Annotated in this window: 18 protein-coding genes; 6 read left to right on the forward strand and 12 right to left on the reverse strand. The window is 67.9% G+C overall.

What is annotated here, in order from left to right; translation table 11 throughout:
• Window positions 1-74: 74 nt before the first annotated feature.
• Genes eat through ACQR1X_RS01450 form a run of 3 tightly spaced genes read right to left on the reverse strand, consistent with a single transcriptional unit; the run spans window position 75 to window position 3,653 of the window.
• The gene (gene eat, locus ACQR1X_RS01440) at window positions 75-1,481 is read right to left on the reverse strand and encodes an ethanolamine permease (RefSeq protein WP_315802764.1); all 1,407 of its coding nucleotides are present in this window, start codon (window positions 1,479-1,481) and stop codon (window positions 75-77) included.
• Window positions 1,474-2,256, reverse strand: a complete 783-nt coding sequence (gene eutC, locus ACQR1X_RS01445) for an ethanolamine ammonia-lyase subunit EutC (RefSeq protein ID WP_315802765.1) — start codon at window positions 2,254-2,256, stop codon at window positions 1,474-1,476. The genes eat and eutC overlap by 8 nt, the downstream gene beginning before the upstream one ends.
• On the reverse strand, window positions 2,253-3,653 hold the full coding sequence (locus ACQR1X_RS01450) for an ethanolamine ammonia-lyase subunit EutB (RefSeq protein ID WP_316238493.1): 1,401 nt from the start codon (window positions 3,651-3,653) through the stop codon (window positions 2,253-2,255). The genes eutC and ACQR1X_RS01450 overlap by 4 nt, the downstream gene beginning before the upstream one ends.
• 250 nt (window positions 3,654-3,903) lie before the next feature.
• Between ACQR1X_RS01450 and ACQR1X_RS01455 the strand changes: the two genes are divergently transcribed.
• Entirely contained in the window at window positions 3,904-4,416 is a 513-nt protein-coding gene (locus ACQR1X_RS01455) for a GNAT family N-acetyltransferase (RefSeq protein WP_434845376.1), read from the forward strand.
• Between the two features lie 182 nt (window positions 4,417-4,598).
• Here ACQR1X_RS01455 and ACQR1X_RS01460 read toward each other — a convergent pair whose 3' ends face one another.
• The 7 genes from ACQR1X_RS01460 to ACQR1X_RS01490 all read right to left on the reverse strand — a co-directional run bounded on the left by ACQR1X_RS01460 (window position 4,599) and on the right by ACQR1X_RS01490 (window position 14,642).
• Window positions 4,599-6,926 carry a TonB-dependent receptor domain-containing protein gene (locus ACQR1X_RS01460; protein WP_434845633.1) on the reverse strand — a complete coding sequence of 776 codons (2,328 nt, stop codon included), beginning with the start codon at window positions 6,924-6,926 and terminating at the stop codon, window positions 4,599-4,601.
• A 159-nt stretch (window positions 6,927-7,085) separates the two neighbouring features.
• Complete coding sequence (locus ACQR1X_RS01465; protein WP_316178114.1) at window positions 7,086-7,457, reverse strand: DUF2946 family protein; 372 nt, start codon at window positions 7,455-7,457, stop codon at window positions 7,086-7,088.
• Between the two features lie 205 nt (window positions 7,458-7,662).
• Window positions 7,663-9,726: a hypothetical protein gene (locus ACQR1X_RS01470; RefSeq protein ID WP_434898197.1), complete on the reverse strand. Its 2,064-nt coding sequence runs from the start codon at window positions 9,724-9,726 to the stop codon at window positions 7,663-7,665.
• Window positions 9,723-9,872 carry a hypothetical protein gene (locus tag ACQR1X_RS01475; protein WP_434898198.1) on the reverse strand — a complete coding sequence of 50 codons (150 nt, stop codon included), beginning with the start codon at window positions 9,870-9,872 and terminating at the stop codon, window positions 9,723-9,725. The genes ACQR1X_RS01470 and ACQR1X_RS01475 overlap by 4 nt, the downstream gene beginning before the upstream one ends.
• Entirely contained in the window at window positions 9,869-12,691 is a 2,823-nt protein-coding gene (locus ACQR1X_RS01480) for a DUF4159 domain-containing protein (protein ID WP_434898199.1), read from the reverse strand. Before ACQR1X_RS01480 ends, ACQR1X_RS01475 begins: the two co-directional genes overlap by 4 nt.
• Window positions 12,688-13,644, reverse strand: a complete 957-nt coding sequence (locus tag ACQR1X_RS01485) for a DUF58 domain-containing protein (protein ID WP_434898200.1) — start codon at window positions 13,642-13,644, stop codon at window positions 12,688-12,690. Before ACQR1X_RS01485 ends, ACQR1X_RS01480 begins: the two co-directional genes overlap by 4 nt.
• A complete protein-coding gene (locus tag ACQR1X_RS01490) occupies window positions 13,644-14,642 on the reverse strand; it encodes an AAA family ATPase (protein ID WP_316217332.1) in 999 nt (332 codons plus the stop codon). The genes ACQR1X_RS01485 and ACQR1X_RS01490 overlap by 1 nt, the downstream gene beginning before the upstream one ends.
• A 264-nt stretch (window positions 14,643-14,906) precedes the next feature.
• Between ACQR1X_RS01490 and ACQR1X_RS01495 the strand changes: the two genes are divergently transcribed.
• The 5 genes from ACQR1X_RS01495 to ACQR1X_RS01515 are packed head-to-tail and all read left to right on the forward strand — an operon-like array spanning window position 14,907 to window position 18,475.
• Window positions 14,907-15,524: a DUF1285 domain-containing protein gene (locus tag ACQR1X_RS01495; RefSeq protein WP_434898201.1), complete on the forward strand. Its 618-nt coding sequence runs from the start codon at window positions 14,907-14,909 to the stop codon at window positions 15,522-15,524.
• An 8-nt stretch (window positions 15,525-15,532) separates the two neighbouring features.
• Window positions 15,533-16,195: a CoA pyrophosphatase gene (locus ACQR1X_RS01500; RefSeq protein WP_434898202.1), complete on the forward strand. Its 663-nt coding sequence runs from the start codon at window positions 15,533-15,535 to the stop codon at window positions 16,193-16,195.
• Window positions 16,192-16,455, forward strand: coding sequence for a DUF6111 family protein (locus ACQR1X_RS01505; protein ID WP_315802775.1), 264 nt, complete (start codon window positions 16,192-16,194; stop codon window positions 16,453-16,455). Before ACQR1X_RS01500 ends, ACQR1X_RS01505 begins: the two co-directional genes overlap by 4 nt.
• Window positions 16,452-17,702, forward strand: coding sequence for a CCA tRNA nucleotidyltransferase (locus ACQR1X_RS01510; protein WP_315802776.1), 1,251 nt, complete (start codon window positions 16,452-16,454; stop codon window positions 17,700-17,702). Before ACQR1X_RS01505 ends, ACQR1X_RS01510 begins: the two co-directional genes overlap by 4 nt.
• Entirely contained in the window at window positions 17,699-18,475 is a 777-nt protein-coding gene (locus tag ACQR1X_RS01515; protein ID WP_434882530.1) for a TSUP family transporter, read from the forward strand. The genes ACQR1X_RS01510 and ACQR1X_RS01515 overlap by 4 nt, the downstream gene beginning before the upstream one ends.
• Window positions 18,476-18,485: 10 nt before the next feature.
• Here the strand turns inward: ACQR1X_RS01515 and ACQR1X_RS01520 are convergent, their stop codons facing one another.
• Window positions 18,486-20,426, reverse strand: a complete 1,941-nt coding sequence (locus ACQR1X_RS01520; RefSeq protein WP_315802778.1) for a diguanylate cyclase — start codon at window positions 20,424-20,426, stop codon at window positions 18,486-18,488.
• A 206-nt stretch (window positions 20,427-20,632) separates the two neighbouring features.
• Window positions 20,633-21,358, reverse strand: coding sequence for an HAD family hydrolase (locus ACQR1X_RS01525; protein ID WP_316217327.1), 726 nt, complete (start codon window positions 21,356-21,358; stop codon window positions 20,633-20,635).
• Window positions 21,359-21,384 lie beyond the last annotated feature (26 nt).

Below are 21,384 nucleotides of genomic sequence, written 5' to 3' on the forward strand. Positions count from 1 at the left end.
GGCCATTCATGACCCCTCCGCGCAAGCACATGGCGCCGAGGGTCCTCGATCGAGACTGTCGCGATCCGGCCGGATCAGTCGGCCATGGCGCGGGCTTCGGTCAAGGCGATGTCGAGCAGGCTGTCGTTCGCCGCCATGCTGCGCTTGCCGGCGGTCAGACGATAGAGCAGCAGGCCGGCCGCGAACAGCACCACGAAGGCCGCGAACACCTGCAGATTGAACCAAATCATCGTGAGCAGCGAGAGCGTCGCACAGACCAGCGCCACGGCCGGAAGCACGGGATAGATTGGCGCCTTGAACGGCCTGATGAGATGGGGCTCGGTGGCCCGCAGGCGGAAGAGGGCGGCCATGCTCATGATGTACATCACGAGCGCGCCGAATACGCTCATCGTCACGATGTTCGCCGTCAGCGTCTGTCCGGCGAACTGGATGAGCTCGTCGGAGTAGATCGCGGCGATGCCGATCACGCCGCCGGCAAGGATGGCCCAATGCGGCGTGCGGCAGGTCGGGTGCAGCGCGGCGAGCTTGGCCGGCAGGAAGCCGGCGCGCGACAGCGCGAAGATCTGCCGCGAGTAGCCCATGATGATGCCGTGGAACGAGGCGATCAGTCCGAACAGGCCGATCCACACCAGCATGTGCAGCCAGCCGGAGTTCTCGCCGACCACGATCTTCATCGCCTGCGGCAGCGGATCATTGATGTTGGCGAGCTTCGACCAGTCGCCGACGCCGCCGGCCATGATCATGGTGCCGAAGGCGAGCACGACGAGCGTCAGAATCCCCGCGATGTAGGCGAGCGGAATCGTCTTGGTCGGATTCTTGGTCTCTTCCGCGGCCATGGCGGCGCCTTCGATCGCCAGGAAGAACCAGATCGCGAACGGGATCGCGGCGACGATGCCGCCGATGCTCGCCAGCGAGAACGAATTCTCGCCGGCCCAGCCGTTGGCGGCGAAATTGGCGAAGGAGAAGCCGGGCGACACGACGCCCATGAACACCAGGAGCTCGGCGATCGCCAGCACGGTGACGAACAGCTCGAATGTTGCGGCGATCGATACGCCTGCGATGTTGAGGGCCATGAACACCAGATATGCGCCGAGCGCGGCGGTCTTGGGCGACAGCGCCGGAAACTGGACGTTGAGATAGGCGCCGATGGCGAGCGCGATGGCAGGCGGTGCGAACACGAACTCGATCAGCGTCGCGAAGCCGGCGACGAAGCCGCCGAGCGGGCCGAAGGCTCGGTAGGAATAGGCAAACGGACCGCCGGCATGGGGGATTGCGGTGGTGAGCTCGGTGAAGGAGAAGATGAAGGTCGTATACATCACCGCGATGAAGATCGTGGTGATGAGGAAGCCGAGCGTGCCGGCCTTGTCCCAGCCGTAGCTCCAGCCGAAATACTCGCCGGAGATCACCAGCCCGACCGCGATGCCCCACAGATGGAGTCCGGTCAGGCTCTTTGAAAGCGTCGGCTTGGCCTCGTCACTCATGTCCATTCGCTCCTGTCGGCTTGTGATGGGTGATTTGTGTTGTTGGTTGTGTCGTCGCGATCGCGGCGTCCGGCGCCGCCTCCTTGAGGCCGATGCCGGTGACGCCGATCCGCAGCGCCTCGCGCACCAGCCAGGCCAGCTTGTCGGCGGCGCGCTCGGCGGAGAGCCCGTGGCCGTGAATGTTGGACATGCAGTTGCGGGCGCTGTCGCGCAGGCCCGGGGCCGGGTGCAGCGTCAGATACACACCGAGGGAATCCGCGGCCGACAGGCCCGGACGCTCGCCGATCAGGACCGCCACGAGCCGGGCGCGCATCGCGGCACCGACATCGTCACCCAGCGCCACGCGCGCCTGCGAAGCCAGCACGATCGGTCCGATGGACAGGCCCGTCAGACGAGCCTCGGTGGCGATCACGACAGCGGCGGCATGGCTTTCGACCGCATCCGCCGACAGCCCGTCAGCAATGATGAAGACGAGATCGTATGGGCCTGATGGCAGCCGCGACGCTTCGCCCGTGGCGAGACGGCGGCCAAGATCTGGCCGGCGCAGATAGCTGGCGCGGTCCGGCGCTGCGCTCGCGACCTTGATCACCTCGCGCGGCGCGAGCGCGCCGGCGATGCCGTCGAAATCGACCTTGCCCCATACGGCATCGCGCGCGCGCGCATGCGCCATCTGGAATTCCAGCTTCGCCGCCGTCGGAAGCCCGTCGCCGGCGCGGCCAAGCGCGACGCGGGCACGCGTCATCCTGCGGAGCAGGTCGAACGGATCGTCCCTCATGCCCGCGCCCCCTGGCCGATCAGCCGGGCTACGGAAGGCGCGCTGCCCGGCAATGGCGGCACGCGGCCGCTGTGGTCGAGGAGACCCATCCGCGCTAGCCACGCCTCGAACTCCGGCGCCGGGCGGCGGCCGAGCAGATGCCGCAGCCGCATCACGTCGTGATGCGACAGGCTCTGATAGTTGAGCATGATGTCGTCGGCGCCGGGCACCGCGATCAGGAAGTTGACGTTCGCCGCCGCAAGCAGCAGCGCCAGGTCGTCCATGTCGTCCTGATCGGCTTCGGCATGGTTGGTGTAGCAGACATCGCAGCCCATCGGCACGCCGAGCAGCTTGGCGCAGAAATGATCCTCGAGGCCGGCGCGGATGATCTCCTTCGCGTCGTAGAGATATTCAGGACCGATGAAGCCGACGACGGTGTTGACCAGCAGTGGCGAGAAGGCGCGTGCGACGGCATAGGCGCGGGCCTCGACGGTCTGCTGATCGAGGCCGTGATGCGCATCGGCGGACAGGGCCGCGCCTTGGCCGGTCTCGAAATACATGACGTTGTTGCCGACCGTGCCGCGCTTCAGTGACAAGGCTGCGTCATGGGCCTCGGCCAGCAGCTTCAGGGTCACACCGAAGCCGGCATTGGCCGCCTCGGTGCCGGCGATCGACTGGAAGACGAGATCGAGCGGCGCGCCTTTCTCGATCGCCTGGATCGAGGTCGTGACGTGGCTCAGCACGCAGGACTGCGTCGGCACCTCGAATTTGAGCCTGAGATCATCGAGCATCGTGAGCAGGCGGATGCAGGCCTCGACATTGTCGGTCGCGGGATTGATGCCGATCACGGCATCGCCCATGCCGAACAGCAGGCCGTCGAGCGTGCCGGCGGCGATCGCCTGGGGATCGTCGGTCGGATCGTTCGGCTGCAGCCGCGACGACAGCCGCCCCTCCAGGCCGATCGTGGAGCGGAAGCGGGTCACGACCCGGCATTTGGCGGCGACGGCGACGAGATCGCCATTGCCGCAGAGCTTGGAGACCGCGGCCACCATCTCCGGCGTCAGTCCCGGCGCGAGGGCGGCCAGCCGGCCGGCATCCGCCTCCCAGGACATCAGCCATTCGCGCAATTCGCCGACGGTCAGCGATGCGACGGGCGCGAATGCGGCGGCATCGTGGCTGTCGAGGATGAGGCGCGTGACCTCGTCGCTCTCATAGGGAATCAGCGGCTCGTCGAGGAAACGCCGCAGCGGCACGTCGGCGAGCGCCATCCGCGCCGCAACCCGCCGCGCGGCACTGTCGGCTGCGATGCCAGCCAGCTCATCGCCGGACCGGCGCGGCGAGGCGCAGGCCAGCAGCGTCTTGAGATCATCGAACACATGAGTTTCGCCGCGATGGCGCGACCTGAACGCACCCGTCATCTTCGACCTGCTGCTCGTGCTGCGTCAGAGCGGTCCAAGCGGCCGCGACGGCGACCACAACGCTCATGACCTGGGACAGGTTAAGCGAGGGCAGCTCCGGAAACTTGACATCTTAGCACAATCTTCGATCACGCCGCGCGAGTGCTCAGAAAATTAGCATCGGTGCCCGCCGGAGCGGGCGAATGCTGTCAACACGTGGACGGCCCGCCCATGGACCGCGCCGCTCCAGAATGCTATCTCGCCACCCCACATGAGTGACCTGTCCATTACGATCTCCGCCGAAAAGCCGGGCGACGCGCAGGCGATCGAGCGGCTGCATGAGCGCACCTTCGGCCCCGGCCGCTTCGTGCTGAGCGCCTACCGCTTACGCGAGCATGTCGATCATCTGCTCGCATTGTCGTTCACCGCTCATATCGGCACTTTGCTGGTCGGCTCGGTGCGGCAACTGCCGATCTGCGTCGGCGACACCAAGGCGCTGATGCTCGGGCCGCTGACGGTCGAGCCGCCGTTCCGCAAGCACGGCATCGGCCGCATGCTGATGGAGCGTTCGGTCGCGGACGCGCGGGCGCAGGGCCACCGCTTGATACTGCTGGTGGGGGACGCGGCCTACTACACGCGCGTCGGCTTCAAGCCGGTGCCGAAGGGCAGGGCGATCATGCCGGGACCGGTGGACTACAACCGGCTGTTGGTGAACGAGCTGATCGAGGGCGCGTTCGAGGGCGTCGAGGGCGCGATCCGGCCCGATTGGGATTACGCGAAGTAGGTCGAGAGGAAGCTCGCACGGCGTGCACGGTGCGCTCCCTCTCCCCGTTCTTCACGGGGAGAGGGTTGGGGTGAGGGGCAGCCACACGCACAAACCTCGCGGAGAGTCCCCCTCACCCGGATTGCATCTGGCGATGCAATCCGACCTCTCCCCGCAAGCGGGGCGAGGTGAGGACCTCGCACTCAAAACTTCAGATTGGCGAAGATCCGCACGCCGATGCCGGGCAGCAGCACCTCGTCCTTGGTGTAGGACACGGAGTTGCGGATCTTCTCGTTCAACAGATTGTTGCCGACCATGCCGACCAGCATCTCGCGCGCGCCGAACATGTTCGGGTTGAGCTTGGTCCGGTAGCTGACCTCGGCCTTGAGCAGGTTGTAGCCTGGCGTCGGCGTCTCCGCGATCGGCGCGATATCGTTCTGCGCGAAGGCGTGCAGCAGATTGATGCGGGTCAGCCAGTTGGCGTCGCGCCAGAACAGGCCGCCGCCGACGCGCATCGGCGGAATCCGCGGCACATTGGTGCCGTCCGCGAAGGTGGCGCGGACGACGTCGAACTGGTTCTCGATGCCCCAGATGCCGGTGCCGAGCGGAGCGACATCGAACTGGCTCTGGAACTCGGCGCCGCGGAACAGCGCGTTGCGCTGCGAATAGACCGCCTGGTTCAGCTCCGTGCCTGTCGTGCCGCACGACGCGAAATCGCCGTCGCACATCACCCCGGTCAGCCGCCGATAGATGAAGTTGCTGAACTGCGTGTAGTAGGCGGTGGCCTCGAAGCGGAAAGGGCCGGTCGCCTTGCGCAGTCCGGCCTCGACGGTTTTGGCCGTCTCGATGGTCAGGTTCGGATTGCCGATGTCGAAGGTTGCGGTCGCATCATGGCCGCCGCGCGAGAACAGCTCGGCTGGCTTCGGCGCGCGCTCGACATATTGCGCGGTGACGCTCGCCACGAGATCGCCCGGCAGGTTCTGCAACAGGCCGACGCTCGCGCTCTTCGGCGTGTACGACGGATTGCGGGCGATGTTGGCCTGTGGCGTGCCGTCCGGCAGATAGTCGACCGGGAAGTTCGGCGTGGAGCCGTTCAATGAGACGTGCTCGATGCGGGCTGCGACCTGTGCCTTGGTCGCCGGTGTGAAGGCGAACTCGTTGAAGACGTAGCCGGCGACGCGGTTGTTGGTGTTGGGGCCGAACAGTCCGTTGAACACCGAGCCGGGATTGTCGGGGCTCGGCGCATTCAGCTCCTGGTGTCCGGCCTGCACGCCGTAGGCGGTCGTGAGCGTCGCGAAGCGCAGATTGACGGGCATCATCTGCATCTCGACGCGCGCTTCCTGCTCGCGGTTGGTGAAGGTCTGGCGCACGCCGTCGGTGGTGGGATCGGCGGGGTCGGCGAGACCGATCTCGTTGTGCCGATAGTCGGTTGCACCGGCCCAGAAGCGGATGGCATCGATCGCCGCGGAGTCCGGGCGGTACTCGCCCTTGGCGGTGATCTTGGTCTGGTGCGCGTCGATCCGGGTCCGGCTGTCGGCGCCGTCGATGCCGGGGATATGGTAGAGCGCATCGGTCTGCGTGATCGCAGCGCCGACGAAGCCGCCTGAGAAGAAGTAGCTGCCGCCGAGCGAGGCGCCATCGTTCTGCACGGCGGAGTTCGGCTGCCGGCCGTTCACCGGGCGGGTCTGGTCGAACAGATAGGGGTAGCCGGGAATGGAGTAGTCGCCGGTCTTGCGGCCGTAGGCATCGGCATGGACAGCGAAATTGCCGCCGCCGGCATCGAGCAGCACGCCGCCCTCGACGCCGCGATCGACCGAGCTGAACGAGGTGCGCGTTTCCGCGGTGACGCAAGGCGCGCTGCCCGCGGCTGGCGCGCTCGCCGGCAGGCCATAGGTCTGGAACGGCGCCGTCGCGCAGCTCGGCAGCGCGCTGGGAATGCGATTGTTGGTGGCGCTGACGACGCCGCCGATCGAAGTCGAGCCGTAGCGTAGCGCTGCGGGGCCGCGGACGACCTCGATCTGGTCGCTGGTGAGTGGATCGATCGGCACGAAATGATCTTCGCCGAGATCGGACGCACCGCCACCGCCGATGCCGTTCTCGACGATGCCGACGCGGTTGACGTCGAGGCCGCGGATGATCGGCCGGCTCGATGCGCCCGGCGCGAAGCTCGAGCCGGTGATGCCCGGCTTGGAATTCAGGAGATCGCCGAGCGTTGCCGCGCCGGAGCGGCGCAGCTCCTCATTCGGCACCACCGTGACGGTCGCGAACTGGTCGGTGATGATGGGCGTTACGCCCTGCTGCGGCGGGGGCGGCGCGGTCTGGGCCTCGCGCGCGGGCGCCGGCGTGCGTGGGCCGCTGCGCGCCACGCGCGCGGTGGGATTGGGCCGCGGCACCACCGGCTTGCGGGCACGGATCGGGCTCGGTGCGGTCACTGTGACCTCGGGCAGTTCGGCCGCCGGCTTCGCCGGATCGTCAGCGCGCGCGGGCGCACCCAAAACGCACAACAAGGCTGCGGCGCTGCAGCCCGACATCAAGGCTCTCGACAACATCTTTCAATTCCTGATCCTGATCAGGCGTCCCACGTCTTTCGTTGCTGGCGGGATGCGCCTGCCGTCGGGTTGCGACGGACCCATTCCTGCACGCGGCCGCCGTGCGCTCGCGCAGCGGGGCAGCGTTTCGAGCGGCTCAGATCAGGCGGTGGGAGGAGCGCGCGGCTGGAAGGCGGTGTCGACGACGACGGCCGCGACAGTGGCGGTGATCGCATCGGGCAGCCGGAATGCGACCGCTTCAGGAGGCGTCAGAACGGGCGCCGGTGACAGCAGGATCGACTGCGCCATCGCCATGACGGCGCAGATGGCGCAGCCGTCAGCGGATGGCTGCTGGTCGGGGTCCTGGCTTGCGGGAGAGGAGCCGGTATGGGCCTGCGCCGTCGTGAGACGGCCGCCGTCCAGCGCCTGCGCGGAGAGCCAATGAACGTGGCCGAACGCGAGCGCGAATTGCAGCACCAGCGCAAACAGCGCCAGCCGCGAGACATCCTTGATGTTCGCGCGAAACCAGCTCATCGCCAGCTCTGGCTCATGTAAATCGGCCTCATGTGAATAGGCCACCCCGTTCGGCTGGGAGGATGATCAGCCGTTGTTACAATGTAACATCGCAAGGGGGCTTCACACCTGTCAATCAGCGCACTGCGACGGCGGGTGGAATCCCCGTCGCTGTGCCCTTCGCGCCACGTCGCACGAGGCGGTGGCGCGTGCTCGTGTCGTTGTGTCAGCGACCCTCGCGCACCCAGGTGGCGGCGAGCGCGCCGAGCAGCAGCGACAGGCCGATCACGCCGGCGAACATCGGCAGCACGCCGACGCCCTTGACGACGCTGGCGTCGCGCATCCGCACGCCCATCCAGCCGTCGCCGCTGAACAGCGTCGATGACCTGACGGGGACGATGCGCGGCATGTCGATGCCGGATCCGTCGGCGATGCGGCGGGCGTCGCCGCCGGTGGCCTGTGCCAGCGGCTTCAGCGTCTCGGTGGTCGAAGTGACCTCGGAGAATTCCTTCGGATTGGTCGGGCCGACATTGATGAGCGCCTTCAAGGTGCCGTCCGTGGCCTGCCACAGGCCGAGCTCGTTGGCCGGCAAGGTCGCGCGCCATTCGCCGGGATCGCCCTGGCTCAACGTCAGCTCACGCGTCTGGCCGGACGGCGAGGTCACGGTGACCGGCGGCACGGTGTCGCCCATGGTCTGGCGGATGACGGCGAGATTCTTGCCCTGGATCTGGAGTCGCAGCGCCTCCTCATCCAGGTCAGGCTGCTGCATCAGCCAGTGCGACGTGCGTCGGAGCAGGTCGAGATGCGGACCGCCGCCCTCGTAGCCGCGCGCCCACAGCCAGATGTGGTCGGATAGCAGCAGCGCGACGCGGCCGGCGCCGAAGCGCGACAGCAGCAAGAGCGGCTTGCCGTCGGCGCCGGTCATCACCGGCGGGCTGACCGCATTGCGCGTCTCGACGGTGCGGAAGAAGCGGCTCCAGCGCGGCGGCTCGGAGCCCGAGCCTTCGAGGCCGCGCGTCACCGGATGCCGTTTGCCGGCGTCGGACAGATGCGCATAGAACGGCTTCTCGGTGACGCCGACCGGCTCGGCGGGCAGCACCGAGTCGAGCGGTGTGCGCCAGATGCTGGTGTTGGAGGCGTAGTCCGGGCCGGCCGAGACCAGCACCGCGCCGCCATTGCGCACGTAGCGCGCGATGTTGTCGAAATAGGCGACCGGCAGCACGCCCTGGCGGGCATAGCGGTCGAAGATGATCAGCTGGAATTCGTTGATCTTCTGCTGAAACAGCTCGCGGGTCGGAAACGCGATCAGCGACAGCTCGTTGATCGGGGTGCCGTCCTGCTTCTCCGGTGGCCGGAGGATCGTGAAGTGGACGAGATCGATGCTGGCGTCTGACTTCAACAGGTTGCGCCAGGTACGCTCGCCCGAATGCGGCTCGCCCGACACCAGCAGCACGCGCAGCTTGTCGCGGACGCCATCGATCGAGACCACCGCGCGGTTGTTGACGAGGGTCAGCTCGTTGTCGAGCGGCGAGGCTTCGATCTCGACGATGTTCTGACCTTCGTGCTTGACGTCGACGTCGACATTGGCAGCCTGGCCGCTGGTCAAGGTGCGCTCGCTGATGACCTCGCCGTCGCGGCGGATCACGACCTTCGCGCTGGCGCCCGCGATGCCCTGATCATCGAGCCGGAAGCTGATGGTCTGGGGCTGGCCGACGATGCCGAAACGAGGGGCCGCGGTGATCGCGACGCGGCGGTCACGCTCGGCCTTCTGGCCCGTGATCAGGGCCTGCAGCGGAGCCTGGAAGCCGAGCGCGGCGAGGTTGCCGGGAATGTCGTGCACGCGGCCATCAGTGATCATGAAGGCGCCCGCGACCCGATCGACGGGGACGTCCGACAGGGCCGATGTCAGCGCGCTGAACAGATGCGTGCCGTCGGTCTCGCCGTCCGCCTGGCCGGCATCGACCACGCGGACCTCGAGGCCCTTGATCTTCTTCAGGCTGTCGACCAGCGACTCCTGGGCCGCCTGGGTCTGCTTGTTGCGGTCACCGAAATTCTGGCTCGGGCTCTTGTCGACCACGACGGCGGCGACCGAGCTCAGCGGCTCGCGGTCCTCGCGCGTGAACTGCGGGTTGGCCAGCGCGAGCGCGATCAAGGCCAGCGCGGTGACGCGGATCCAGGCCGAACGCGAGCGGCCGAGCAACAGCAGCGCCGCGATGACGACGATCGCGCCGATCGCGAGCCACAGCACGATCGGCGGGACCAGAGGTGTGAACGCGATGCCGTAGTTCATGAGGCAAACTCGCAGTTGTCGTCATTCCCGGCCTCGTGCCGGGCATCCACGTCGCGCAGCGTGCGCCGCTGGTCGTGGATGGCCGGGGCAAGCCCGGCCATGACGGCTATGGGTTTGGCGCGACCTTCGCGCACAGCTAATTTCATTGCCCGAGCCGTTCGATCAGCGCCGGCGCGTGCACCTGATCAGCCTTGTAGTTGCCGGTCAGCGTGTACATCACGATGTTGACGCCGGCGCGGAAGGCGAATTCGCGCTGCCGCGGCTCGCCCGGAACCATCGGCAGCATGGCCTGGCCGTCGGGGCGGATGGCCCAGGCACCGGCCAGATCGTTGGAGGTGATGATGATCGGCGAGACACCGTCGCCGCCGCGCGCCGGGCGCGAGGCGCTGTCCTCGTCCTCGTCCTTCGGCAGCGCCTCGACCCAGGTCTGGCCTGTGGTGAAGCGGCCGGGGAAGTCGCGCAGCAGGTAGAACGTCTTGGTCAGCACGTGCTCGCGCGGCACCGGCTCGAGCTCGGGCACATCGAGCGACGACAGGATCTCGCGCAGCGACTGCATGCCCGGGGTCTGCTGCGCGCCGTTCTCGCCGGGGGGCGCCTCGACCGCGTCGCGGGTATCGAAGATCACCGTGCCGCCCTGCTTCATGTAGGCATCGATCTTGTTGATCGCGTCCTGCGGCGGCTTCGGCACGCCCGGCACGATCGGCCAGTAGATCAGCGGGAAGAAGGCAAGCTCGTCATGGGCGGGATCGACGCCGACGGGATCGCCGGCTTCGAGCGCGGTCCGCTGCGCCAGGAACAAGGTCAGTCCGGTCAGCCCGGCCTTGACGATGGAATCGACGTCGGCATTGCCGGTCACGACATAGGCAAGCCGCGTCTGCGACACCGCGCGCATCGCGAAATCATCGCTTGCCGCATCGGCGCGCGCGGTGGTCGGCATTGCGACGGCGAGCAGGGCGCCGGTTGCAAGCACCGCAAGCGCGATGGACGCGGGTGCCGCGCGTCGCCGCCGTGCGAGCGAGGCCAGCGCACCGCCGAGGAGAGCGACGATGACCGCGTCGATCAGGAAAAGCAGCAGCGCGGTCGACAGCAGGATGCCCCGGAGATCGCGCGGCTCGGCGGTGGTGTAGCTGGCGCGGTTGGCGCGCAGCGCCGACGTGTCGAGCTGAAGAATGCGATCGGCGGGGCTCAGCGTGTTCACTGCGGTGGGTCCCTCGGCTGGGCCATAGAATCCGGGCGGATGATCCAGCGAAGCCCGGTCGTTGAAATCGGCCGGCAGCGGCTTGGCGGTCGAAGGCGGCGGTCCGAAGGCGCCGAAGCCGTCGAGGATGTGCAGCGGTGCCAGCGTGGCCTTGGCGGTCTCGCCAGCGGGACCCGGTCCCGGCGTCGAGGTGTAGCCGGACATGTCGACGATGCGGCGGAGCATCTCGACCATCGCGCCGGACATCGGCAGATCGGACCAGCGCATGTCCGCGCTGACGTGGAACAGCGCGATCACGCCTTTGCCGCGATGCTCGCCGGTGACGAGCGGCGTGCCGTCCTCCAGCGATGCCCAGCTCTTGGTCGCCAGCACGGCGTCGGGCTCGGCGAGGACCTGGCGGTTGACGGTGACGTCCTTCGGCACAGTGATGCCGGCGAACGGGCCGTCGGCGGCGAACGCGGCCAGATGCTGCGGCTTCTCCCAGGTCAGGCTGCCGCCGAGCGTGCGGCCGCCGCGGCGCAGCTTCACCGGCACGAGATCGTCGTCGCCTTGCGCGAGGCGCGGTCCGGCGAAACGGACCAGCACGCCGCCGTTCTCGATCCAGCCATTGAGCCGGTCGCGCAGCTCCGGAGACAGCGTGCCGACATCGGCCATCACGATCATCGGCACCTTCTGGTCGAGGAATTGCGTGATGACCTGCTGCGGCGCACCGCGGTCGCCGAGCCGGAGATCGGCGAACGGCGACAGCGCGCGGGTGAGGTAGAAGGTCGGGGCGAGCAGCGGCTGCGCGGTGTCGCTGGTGGCGCCGGAGACGATGCCGACGGCGCGGCGGCGCCAGCGCTTGTCGAGCAGCTGTACGGCTCCAGCCGAGCGCTCGCCCGCGATCTCCAGCCGCGTGATGTCGTTGCGCAGCTCGACCGGCAGGTCGAAGCTCGCCTCGGCGTCGTGCGCGCCGGCGGCGAAGCTGAATTGTGCCTCGCCGAGCGGCGAGCCCTTGGCATCGAGCGCGCGGACGATGCCACCGGGAACGGAGAGATCGGCGCGCAGCACCTTCACCGTCATCTTGGCGGCGGCGTTCTCGGCACCGGCGAGCGCCAGCGGCGAGGGCGTGCCGCCTTCGAACACCGTCAGGCTGCGGTCGCCGATGGTCTTGGCGAGACCCGTCACGAACTCGCTGCCGCGGCCGGGATCGACGCCGTCGGAGAACCACATGATCTCGGCATCGCCGGTCGCCTTCAGGAAGCGATCGAGCTGCGGCAGCGCATCGGCGCGCTCGGTCGTGTAGGCCTTGGGCGCGATCTGGCGCAGCGCGACGCGCGCCGCGCCGGCCGGCATCAAGGTGAGGTCACGCGCGGGCTCCGACAGCGGCAGCAGCGCGACGCCGCGGCGGTCGGCATCGGCATTGGCGATGATCTCGTCGGCGGCCCTGATGCGGGTGTCCCAGCTCGCCGCCGCGCTCCAGCTGTCATCGAGCAGAAGCACCAGCGGCGCCTTGCTGCCGACGGCCTCGGTGCGCGGATTCCAGATCGGGCCGGCCGCGGCGAAGATCACCAGCGCCGCCGCGATCAGCCGCAGCAGGGTCAGCCACCACGGCGAGCGCGACGGTGTCTCTTCCTTGGGCGTGATGTCGAACAGGAGGCGGGTCGGCGGAAACTCGATCCGGCGCGGCCGCGGCGGCATCACCCGCAGCAGCCACCACAGCACCGGCAGGCTGACGAGGCCGGTCAGCAGCAGCGGTTCGGCGAACGACAGCGGCAGGCCCATCATGCGCCGAGCCCTCCGGGGCCAGCGCCCACTTTGACGCCGCCGCGCGCGCTACCTTTTGCCGTGGTCATGCCGGCATGCAGGAACAGCAGCAGCTCGGCGGCCGAGCGGCTGGTGGTGTGGGTGGTGAACAGCCAGTCGAGCTTGCCGGTCTCGGCGCGGATCTGGTCGCGGTGCAGCGCCACGCGGGCGACGTAGTCCTGCGCCCAGCTCTCGGCGCGGCCCGCGGTGATCACCTCGCCGCCTTCCGGCTCGACGAACTCGACACGGCCGGAATAGGGGAAGGTCTCCTCGGCGGGATCGACCACCTGGACCATCGTGCCGTGTGCGCCCGATGCGGACAGGCCGGCCAGCATGGTGCTGATCTCCGAGATCGGCGACCAGAAGTCGGACAGCACGACGATCTCGGCGAGCGCCGAGGGGACGAAGGAGGGCGGCAGGCTGGGCCGCGCCGTCTCATCGTGCAGCATCGCCTGCGCGATGCGGTCGATCACGTTGCGGCTCGCGGTCGGATTGATCAGGCCGGGAATGCCGACGCGTTCGCCGCCGGCGACCAGCAGCTCGGCCAGGGCGAAGGTCACGATCAGGGCGCGCTCGAGCTTGCTGTCGCGCGCGCCTTTCGACGCAAACGCCATCGAGGGCGAGCGGTCGGGCCAGATCCACACCGTGTGCGCCGCCTCCCATTCCTGCTCGCGGACGTAGAGATGATCGTCGCGCGCGGAGCGGCGCCAGTCGACGCGCTGCGACGGCTCGCCGGAAACGAAGCGGCGATATTGCCAGAAGCTTTCGCCGGAGCCGGCACGCCGCCGTCCATGCAGGCCGTGGATCACATTGGCGGCGATCTGGCGCGCTTCCAGCACGAGACGCGGCAGCGACGATGCCAGCGTCCGGCTTTCGCCATCGGCACGCCGTATCGCGAGAATTTCCTTGTCGGCGTGCCCCGTCGCTGCGGCCATCAGCCAATCCGGCTCTTCAGTTGTCGGATCACGTCCGGAATGGTGCGTCCCTCGGCGCGCGCCGGGAAGGTCAGCGCCATGCGGTGCTTGAGCACGGGCTCGGCGAGATCGAGCACGTCGTCGATCGAGGGCGCGAGGCGGCCGTCGAGCAGCGCACGGGCGCGCACCGCGAGCATCAGCGATTGGCTGGCGCGCGGACCCGGGCCCCAGGCGATCAGCTTGCCGGCATCGCCGGCCTCGGGACCGGGACGCGCCGAGCGGACCAGCGACAGGATCGCCTCGACCACGGAATCGCCGACCGGCAGGCGCCGCACCAGGCGCTGGGCCGCGATCAACGCATCGGCCGTCATCGCGCCCTTGGCGGCGCTCTCCTCGGCGCCGGTGGTCTCGAACAGGATGCGGCGCTCGGCGTCGCGATCCGGATAGTCGACGTCGATCTCCATCAGGAAGCGGTCCAGCTGCGCCTCGGGCAGCGGATAGGTTCCTTCCTGCTCGAGCGGATTCTGGGTCGCGAGCACGTGGAAGGGCTTGGGCAGGTCATGACGGGCGCCTGCAACGGTGATGTGCTGCTCCTGCATGGCTTGCAGCAAGGCCGACTGCGTGCGCGGGCTGGCGCGGTTGATCTCGTCCGCCATCAGGAGCTGCGCGAACACCGGGCCGGCGATGAAGCGGAACGAGCGCTTGCCGCCGGCGCTCTCGTCCAGCACCTCGGCGCCGAGGATGTCCGACGGCATCAGGTCCGGCGTGAACTGGATGCGCTTGGCATCGAGGCCGAGCGTGACGCCCAGGGTCTCGACCAGCTTGGTCTTGGCAAGGCCGGGGACGCCGATCAGCAGCGCGTGGCCGCCGGACAGGATGGTCACCAGCGTGTTCTCCACGACGCGGTCCTGGCCGAAGATGACGCTGGAAATCGCATCCTTTGCCGCTCGGATCTGGCCGGAGACCTGTTCGGCCGACCGGACGATCGCATCCTCGAGCTTCTCGGCACTCTCAGCCATTCCGTCGCTCCTTCTGCCCCGCATCTTCAACTTTCGGACGGACGTTCCGCTCCAGTTTGCCGGGGAAGCGGATGCCAATCTATGCGAAGGCGCTGTATTCGTTGAGTTAAACTATCCCCATATTATCGGCATTACGGGGTATTGACGGCATCACGTTATGGCGACCTTACATGACCTGCAGGGCCGCCAGGAACTTTTGCACAGCCGACGGCGATGGAATCTTGCACCAATCGTGCCAAGGTGGACGCAAACTCAAGGCAAACCATGGCGAAGCAAGGGCAGACCACCGACAACGCACTCGACACCGCCAACGGACTCGATCGGCTGACGTCGGCGGCAACGCAGGCTGGCACATCCGCAAGAGGACTGCCGCCGGTGCATTTGTGGAATCCGCCATTCTGCGGCGATCTCGACATGCGAATCGGCGGTGATGGTAGCTGGTACTACATGGGCACGCCAATCGGTCGGCCGGCGCTGGTGCGACTGTTCTCGACGATCCTCAAGCGCGAGGGTGATCGCTATTTCCTGGTCACGCCGGTGGAGAAGGTCGGCATCCGCGTCGATGATGTCCCCTTCACGGCCGTAGAAATGCGGACGGAGAGCGATGCGCGCGGGCCGTCGCTGCATTTCCGCACCAATGTCGACGACTGGGTCGGGTGCGATGCCGAGCACCGCCTGCGCTTCGAGCCCGGCGAGAGCGGCGGCCTGACGCCCTATCTGCATGTGCGAGCCGATCTCTGGGCCAAGGTGACGCGGGCGCTCTACTACGAGCTTGTTGACATGGGTGAGGAGCGGATGATCGATGGGCGTGTCATGTTCGGCGTGGGGTCCGGCGGCGCGTTCTTCCCCATGGCCGATGCAGAAGAGGTGAGGGCGCTTTGAACCAGCCCATGGTGAGGAACGGGGCCGCCGCTGTGCTCAATTCAGCGGATTTCTTCGCGCGGGGCCGCGCGCGGCTGGGCTTCGACGTTCCGCAGGCCCTGCTCGATCCCGATGTCATTCCGGCCAGCGGAGATTCCGGCACCGACCGCATGCTCGAGATCATCTCCCGCGAGCAGCCGATCCGCCCCGCGGCAGTGCTGATCCCGGTGGTCGACCATCCCGAGCCGACGGTCCTGTTGACCCAGCGCTCGCCGAACCTCTCGAGCCATGCCGGACAAATCGCCTTTCCCGGCGGCAAGATCGACGTCACCGATGCCTCGCCGCTCGATGCCGCCCTGCGCGAGGCCGAGGAGGAGGTCGGGCTCGACCGCAGCTTCGTCGACCCGATCGGCTATCTCGACGTCTACGGCACCGCGTTCGGCTTCCGCATCCTGCCCACGGTGGCGCGGGTGCGGCCCGGATTCACGCTCAAGATCAACGCCGGCGAGGTCGACGACGCCTTCGAGGTGCCGCTGGCCTTCCTGATGGACCCCGCCAATCATCAGCTGCATTCCAAGGAGTTTCGCGGCATGGAGCGCTCGTATTACGCGATGCCGTTCGCCGAGCGCTACATATGGGGCGCCACAGCCGGCATCCTTCGGGTCTTGTACGAACGGATATGTCGGCCATGATCCGTGGCGTGTTGACGGAAATCGGAATTTTCCTCATTCCTTTTGCGGTTTATGTGTTGTTCTTGCTCGCGACCAAATCGGGGCTGTTGGTGCCGGCCAGCTGGCCCTTTCATCTGATCACAAAATTGACGGTGGCGGCGCTGGTGTTGGTGATTGCAAGTCTGGTCCTGCTCGCCGAGTTCTCCGGCGCGCCGCCGCGTTCGACCTACGTCCCCGCTCATGTCGAGAACGGCAGGCTCGTTCCAGGGGTCGAGAAATGATCGACGCGCGGGTGCTGCACGCGCCCTGGCTCTCGTCCGGTCCCGCCGCGCGCGTGCTCGCGCTGCTCAATTGCGACGGAGAGGAGGCGCGGGTGGTCGGCGGCGCCGTGCGCAATGCGCTGCTCGGCATCGCCATCGGCGACATCGACATCGCGACCACGGCGCTGCCGGCGGAGGTGGTCCGGCGTGCCAAGGCGGCGTCGATCAAGAGCGTTCCGACCGGCATCGACCACGGCACCGTGACCCTCGTGCTCGAGGGGCATCCGTTCGAGGTCACGACGCTGCGCGAGGATACCGAGACCTTCGGCCGCAAGGCCAAAGTCGAGTTCGGCCGCGACTGGGTCGGCGACGCGCACCGGCGCGACTTCACCATCAACGCGCTCTCCGTCGGGCCGGACGGCGTGGTGCATGATCACGTCGGCGGTCTCGCCGACATCGCCCAACGCCGCGTGCGCTTCATCGGCGATCCCGCCCAGCGCATCGCCGAGGATTATCTGCGCATCCTGCGCTTCTTCCGCATCCATGCGGCATTCGGGCATGGCGCCCCTGATCGCGAGGGCTATCTGGCCTGCATCGCCGGCCGTGGCGGGCTTGCGACGCTGTCAGCCGAGCGCGTGCGCATGGAGATGCTGAAGCTGCTCGTCACCGACGGCGCGGTCGGCGCCGTCGCGGCGATGGCGGATGGCGGGTTGCTGACGGCGATCCTCGGCGGCGTCGCCTATCTCGGTCCGTTCGCCGCGATGATCGGCATCGAGCGCGAGCTGGAGCTGCCGCCGAGCGCGGTCCGCCGTCTTGCCGCGCTCGCGGTCGCCGTGACCGAGGATGCGCGCCGGCTCGGCGTCAGGCTGAAGCTCTCCAATGCCGAGACCAAGGCGCTCGACGGCATGGGCCATCGCTGGTGGCGGTTCGCTTCCGCCGACGAGGCGCGGGTCCGGCGTCTGCTGTATCGTCTCGGCGAGACCGTCTACCGCGACCGCCTGATGCTCGGCTGGGCGCGGGCGCGCGATCGCGGCGACCGGCGATGGCGCGAGCGTGCGCTGTTGCCGCAGCGCTTCACGCCGCCGAAATTGCCGTTGAAGGCGGCCGATTTCATCGCGCGCGGGGTTGCGGAGGGACCGCTTCTCGGTCATGTGCTCACCCTCGCAGAGGATGCCTGGTTGGCTGCGGACTTTCCGCTCGACGAGGCATCGCTGAACGCGATCGCCGACCAGGCGGCGGCGCGCGTCAATCGCGACGGACGTTCATGAATTTTCTGGCAGGCTTTGCCGACATCTCGCTCTCGCAACTCCTGCTCGTCGCCGCCGTCGCCCTGTTCGCTTCCATCATCGGCGGTCTTGCCGGCTACGGCACCGGCGCTCTCATGCCGCTCGTACTGGTGCCGATGGTCGGCGCCGAACCGGTAGTGCCGATCATCGCGATCTCCGCGATCCTCACCAACCTCAGCCGTGTCGTTGCCTATATCAGCCACGCCGACCGTGCGCGCGCCGGAATCGTCATCGCGGCGGCAGCGCTCACGACCGCGCTCGGCGCCTACGGCTACACGCGACTGACCAATGCCGGCGCGGCGTTCGTGATCGGCACGATGCTCATGATGAGCGTTCCGCTGCGGCGGATCCTGCGCAAGCGCGAGGTCCGGATCGGCAATGGCGGGCTTGCCGCCGGCGCGGTCGGTTATGGCGTGCTGGTCGGCGGCACCTCTGGTTCCGGCGTGATCCTGCTGTCGCTGCTGATGGCCGCCGGCCTCGAAGGCGCCGCGGTCATCGCCACCGATGCGATGATCTCGGTGGCGACGGGCGTCATCAAGATCTCGGTGTTCGGCCTCGCAGGCGTGGTCACGGCGCAGGTGCTGGCCTTCGCCCTGCTGATCGGCGCGGTCGCGGTGCCCGGCGCGTTCCTCGCCAAGGCCTTCGTTGCCCGCATGCCGGTGCACATCCACGCCGCCATCCTCGATGCCGCCGTGATCACCGGCGGCGGCGTGATGATCGCGTCGGCGCTGCGACACCTGCTGCCGGCGGAGTAGCTTTCCGGCGTCAGGCCACCTGCTGGCCCGTCTCCCGATCGGATGGCGTGATGGTGTCGGTCTCCGCACGTGCCACGATGGCATCGAGCGCGGCGACGGCCCGGTTCGTCACCTCGTCGATCGGCGGGACCATGCCGCCGGAGGCGAGCTCGACCCGGTTGCGGCCCTTGTGCTTGGCGCGGTACAGCGCGCCGTCGGCGACGCGCAGGATCTCCGTCAGGTCGAGGCCGGCCTCGGGATAGGCGGCGACGCCGACCGAGATCGTCACTCGCGGCAGCATGCCCTCGCCATAGCTGATGTTGAGCGCCTCGACGCGGGCGCGCAGCTCCTCCGCGCGCAGCGCGGCCTCCTCGATTCCGCAGTTCGGCAGCATGACGACGAACTCCTCGCCGCCGAGGCGGCAGGGCACGTCGTCGCCGCGGAACGTGGCCTTGAGGATCTCTCCGACATGGCGCAGCACGGTGTCGCCGGCTTCGTGACCGTGATTGTCGTTGAACGACTTGAAGTGGTCGATGTCCAAGGTCACCACGCTCAGCGGCGTCTGATTGCGCGCGGCGCGCAGCAGTTCGCGGCGTGCCGTCTCGATCAGATAGCGGCGATTGTTCAGCCCGGTCAGCGTATCGCGTAGCGACTGGTCACGCAGGCCTTCGCGCAGCTTCATGTTGGCGATGGCAATCGACAGGTGCTCGGCGCAGGCGAGCGCGAGGCGGGCCCGATCGGCGAAGCGCGCCTTGGCCTCGGCCGCGGTGTCGCGGTCGTCGAAATTGTAGGCGACGTGCAGCAGTCCGACAGTCTCGCCATGGGCCAGGATCGGGATGCAGCAGTAGTTCTCATTGGTCTCGTGGTGCACGTGGTCGCAGCGGAATTCGACCTCGCTCGTGCCATGGACGTAGACATGGCCGCGGCGCAGGCTCCAGCAATCGTCGGGGTGCAGGGTCCGGGTGGGCAGCGTGCCGTTCCATTCGGCGGCCAGTTCGAGCACGTCGCGGCTGTCGGCGTAGATGTAGAGCGCGCCCGTGCATTCCGGCATCAGTCCGCCGAGCACGGTCGAGATCATCCCGTAGAGCTCGCTCTCGGACTTGGCCGACTGCAGCCATTCGCTGAGCTCCGAGAGGGTTCGTGTCGCCGCGTTCAGGCGTTCGTTCTCGACCAGGCTCTTGCGGAACACGGCCAGCGCCCGCGCCATCATGCCGAGCTCGTTGCTGTGGCCGGCATAGGGAATCTCGGTCTGCAGCTCGCCCCTGGCGATCGCCTCCATGCTGCGGGTGATGCGGAAGATCGGCATCGAGACATCGTGGACGACGAACAGCAGCGTCGCCAGCCCGATCAGCACGCTGACGCCGTTGACCGACCACAGCACCAGGCGAAACACCTGGGCATCCAGCGTCGCGCTCTCGATCGCGCTGTCGGCGCGATGGTCGGCGAGCCTGATGCCGTGTCCGATTGCATCGACCACGGCCTGGAAGACCGGCGGCGTTTCGATGTTGACGACATGCTCCAGGCGGTCGCGGCTCGCCCCGACCTCCGGCTCGAGCATCACCGCCTGCTGCTTCTGGTACAGGTCCCATTTGTTGACGAACTCGTCGAACGCCATCTTCAACGGCGCGTCGGTGCCGATCGTGTCCTGGAAGCGCGCGATCTTCGCATCGACGTCGGTGGTGCGGCGTCTCAGCTCCTGCTCGGACGCGGCGCGTGGCTCGGCCGCGGTGGAGAGGGCTGCGCGGATCGCGACGAGATGGGTGTGGGCGATGCTGACGTTGAGATCACCCAGGGTGTGAATCTTCGGCAGCCGGTCGCGGTTGATGTTCTCGATCGCGTCCTGCAGCGCCGACAGCCGCATCGTCGCCATGACCGACACGCCGGCGAGGATCGCCAGCAGCAGGAAGACGGACGTCAGGAGCGAGTTCTTGATCGACACGCCCAGGGAGATCTGCGGCAGATTGAGAGCCATGACACCGACGCTGCTCGAACCGGCTTGCGATCGGTCGAAGCGGCGCGCAAGGACTGGCGCCTATTCCCCTCCAAGCCCCGCAGCGAATAGACGCTTGTGCGAATTTCGATTCGGTTACGGGCAGGCCGCAGGTCACCGGGGGAGGGCACGAACGGCGCGCGCGGTTAAAGGCGCGTGTCCCGTCAAGGTGAACGACGGGCTAACGCTCAGGCCGGCACCAGCTCGGTCAGCGAGCGGATGATGCGGTCGGGCTTGACGTCGGTGCCTTCGGGCAGGCCGTCGCCATGGACGTCGATCCAGATCGAGTAGATGCCGAGCCGCTGCGGCGCGACGATCTCCCATTCGAGATTGTCGCCGATCATCCAGGTGTCGTCCGGACCGACGCCGAGCCGCTCCATCGCGTGCCAATAGGCGCGCTCCTCGGGCTTGCCGAAGCCGTGCTCGCCCTCGATCTGGATGTGGTCGAAGCGATGCGCCAGCGCGAAGCGCTCGATCTTGGCGCGCTGCTGGCCGGCCTCGCCGTTGGTGACGAGCGCCAGCCTGACGCCGCGCGCCTTGAACGCGTCGATCGCCTCGTGGGCGCCGGGGAAGACGAACATCTGCTCGTCGCGGTAGGCGGTGAAGCGGTCGGCGATGCGGATCGCGAGCTCGGTCGGCGGGGCGGCGCCGGCGCTGGTCAGCGCCGCGAAGCCGCCCTTCACCACCTCCTGCCGCGCCTGGATCAGCTTCATCCGCCACTCCGCGCCCGCGACCGACCAGAAGCTGCGGGCCGAGGCCAGGATCGCGGCGGCCACGGCCTGCGGCGTATGCGGCGCGAGTTCGTCGGCGAACTCGGTGGCGACGATGTTCCAGGCGATCTCGGGACGGCCATAGGCCGACAGGATGGTGTCATCCATGTCGATCAGCATGGCGCGGGGCAGGGCGGCGGTCATAATGAGCTTACGGGTCAATCAAACAA

It is taken from the genome of Bradyrhizobium sp. HKCCYLRH3073 (genome assembly GCF_051167995.1).
In the GTDB taxonomy this organism is placed as follows: Bacteria; Pseudomonadota; Alphaproteobacteria; order Rhizobiales; family Xanthobacteraceae; genus Bradyrhizobium.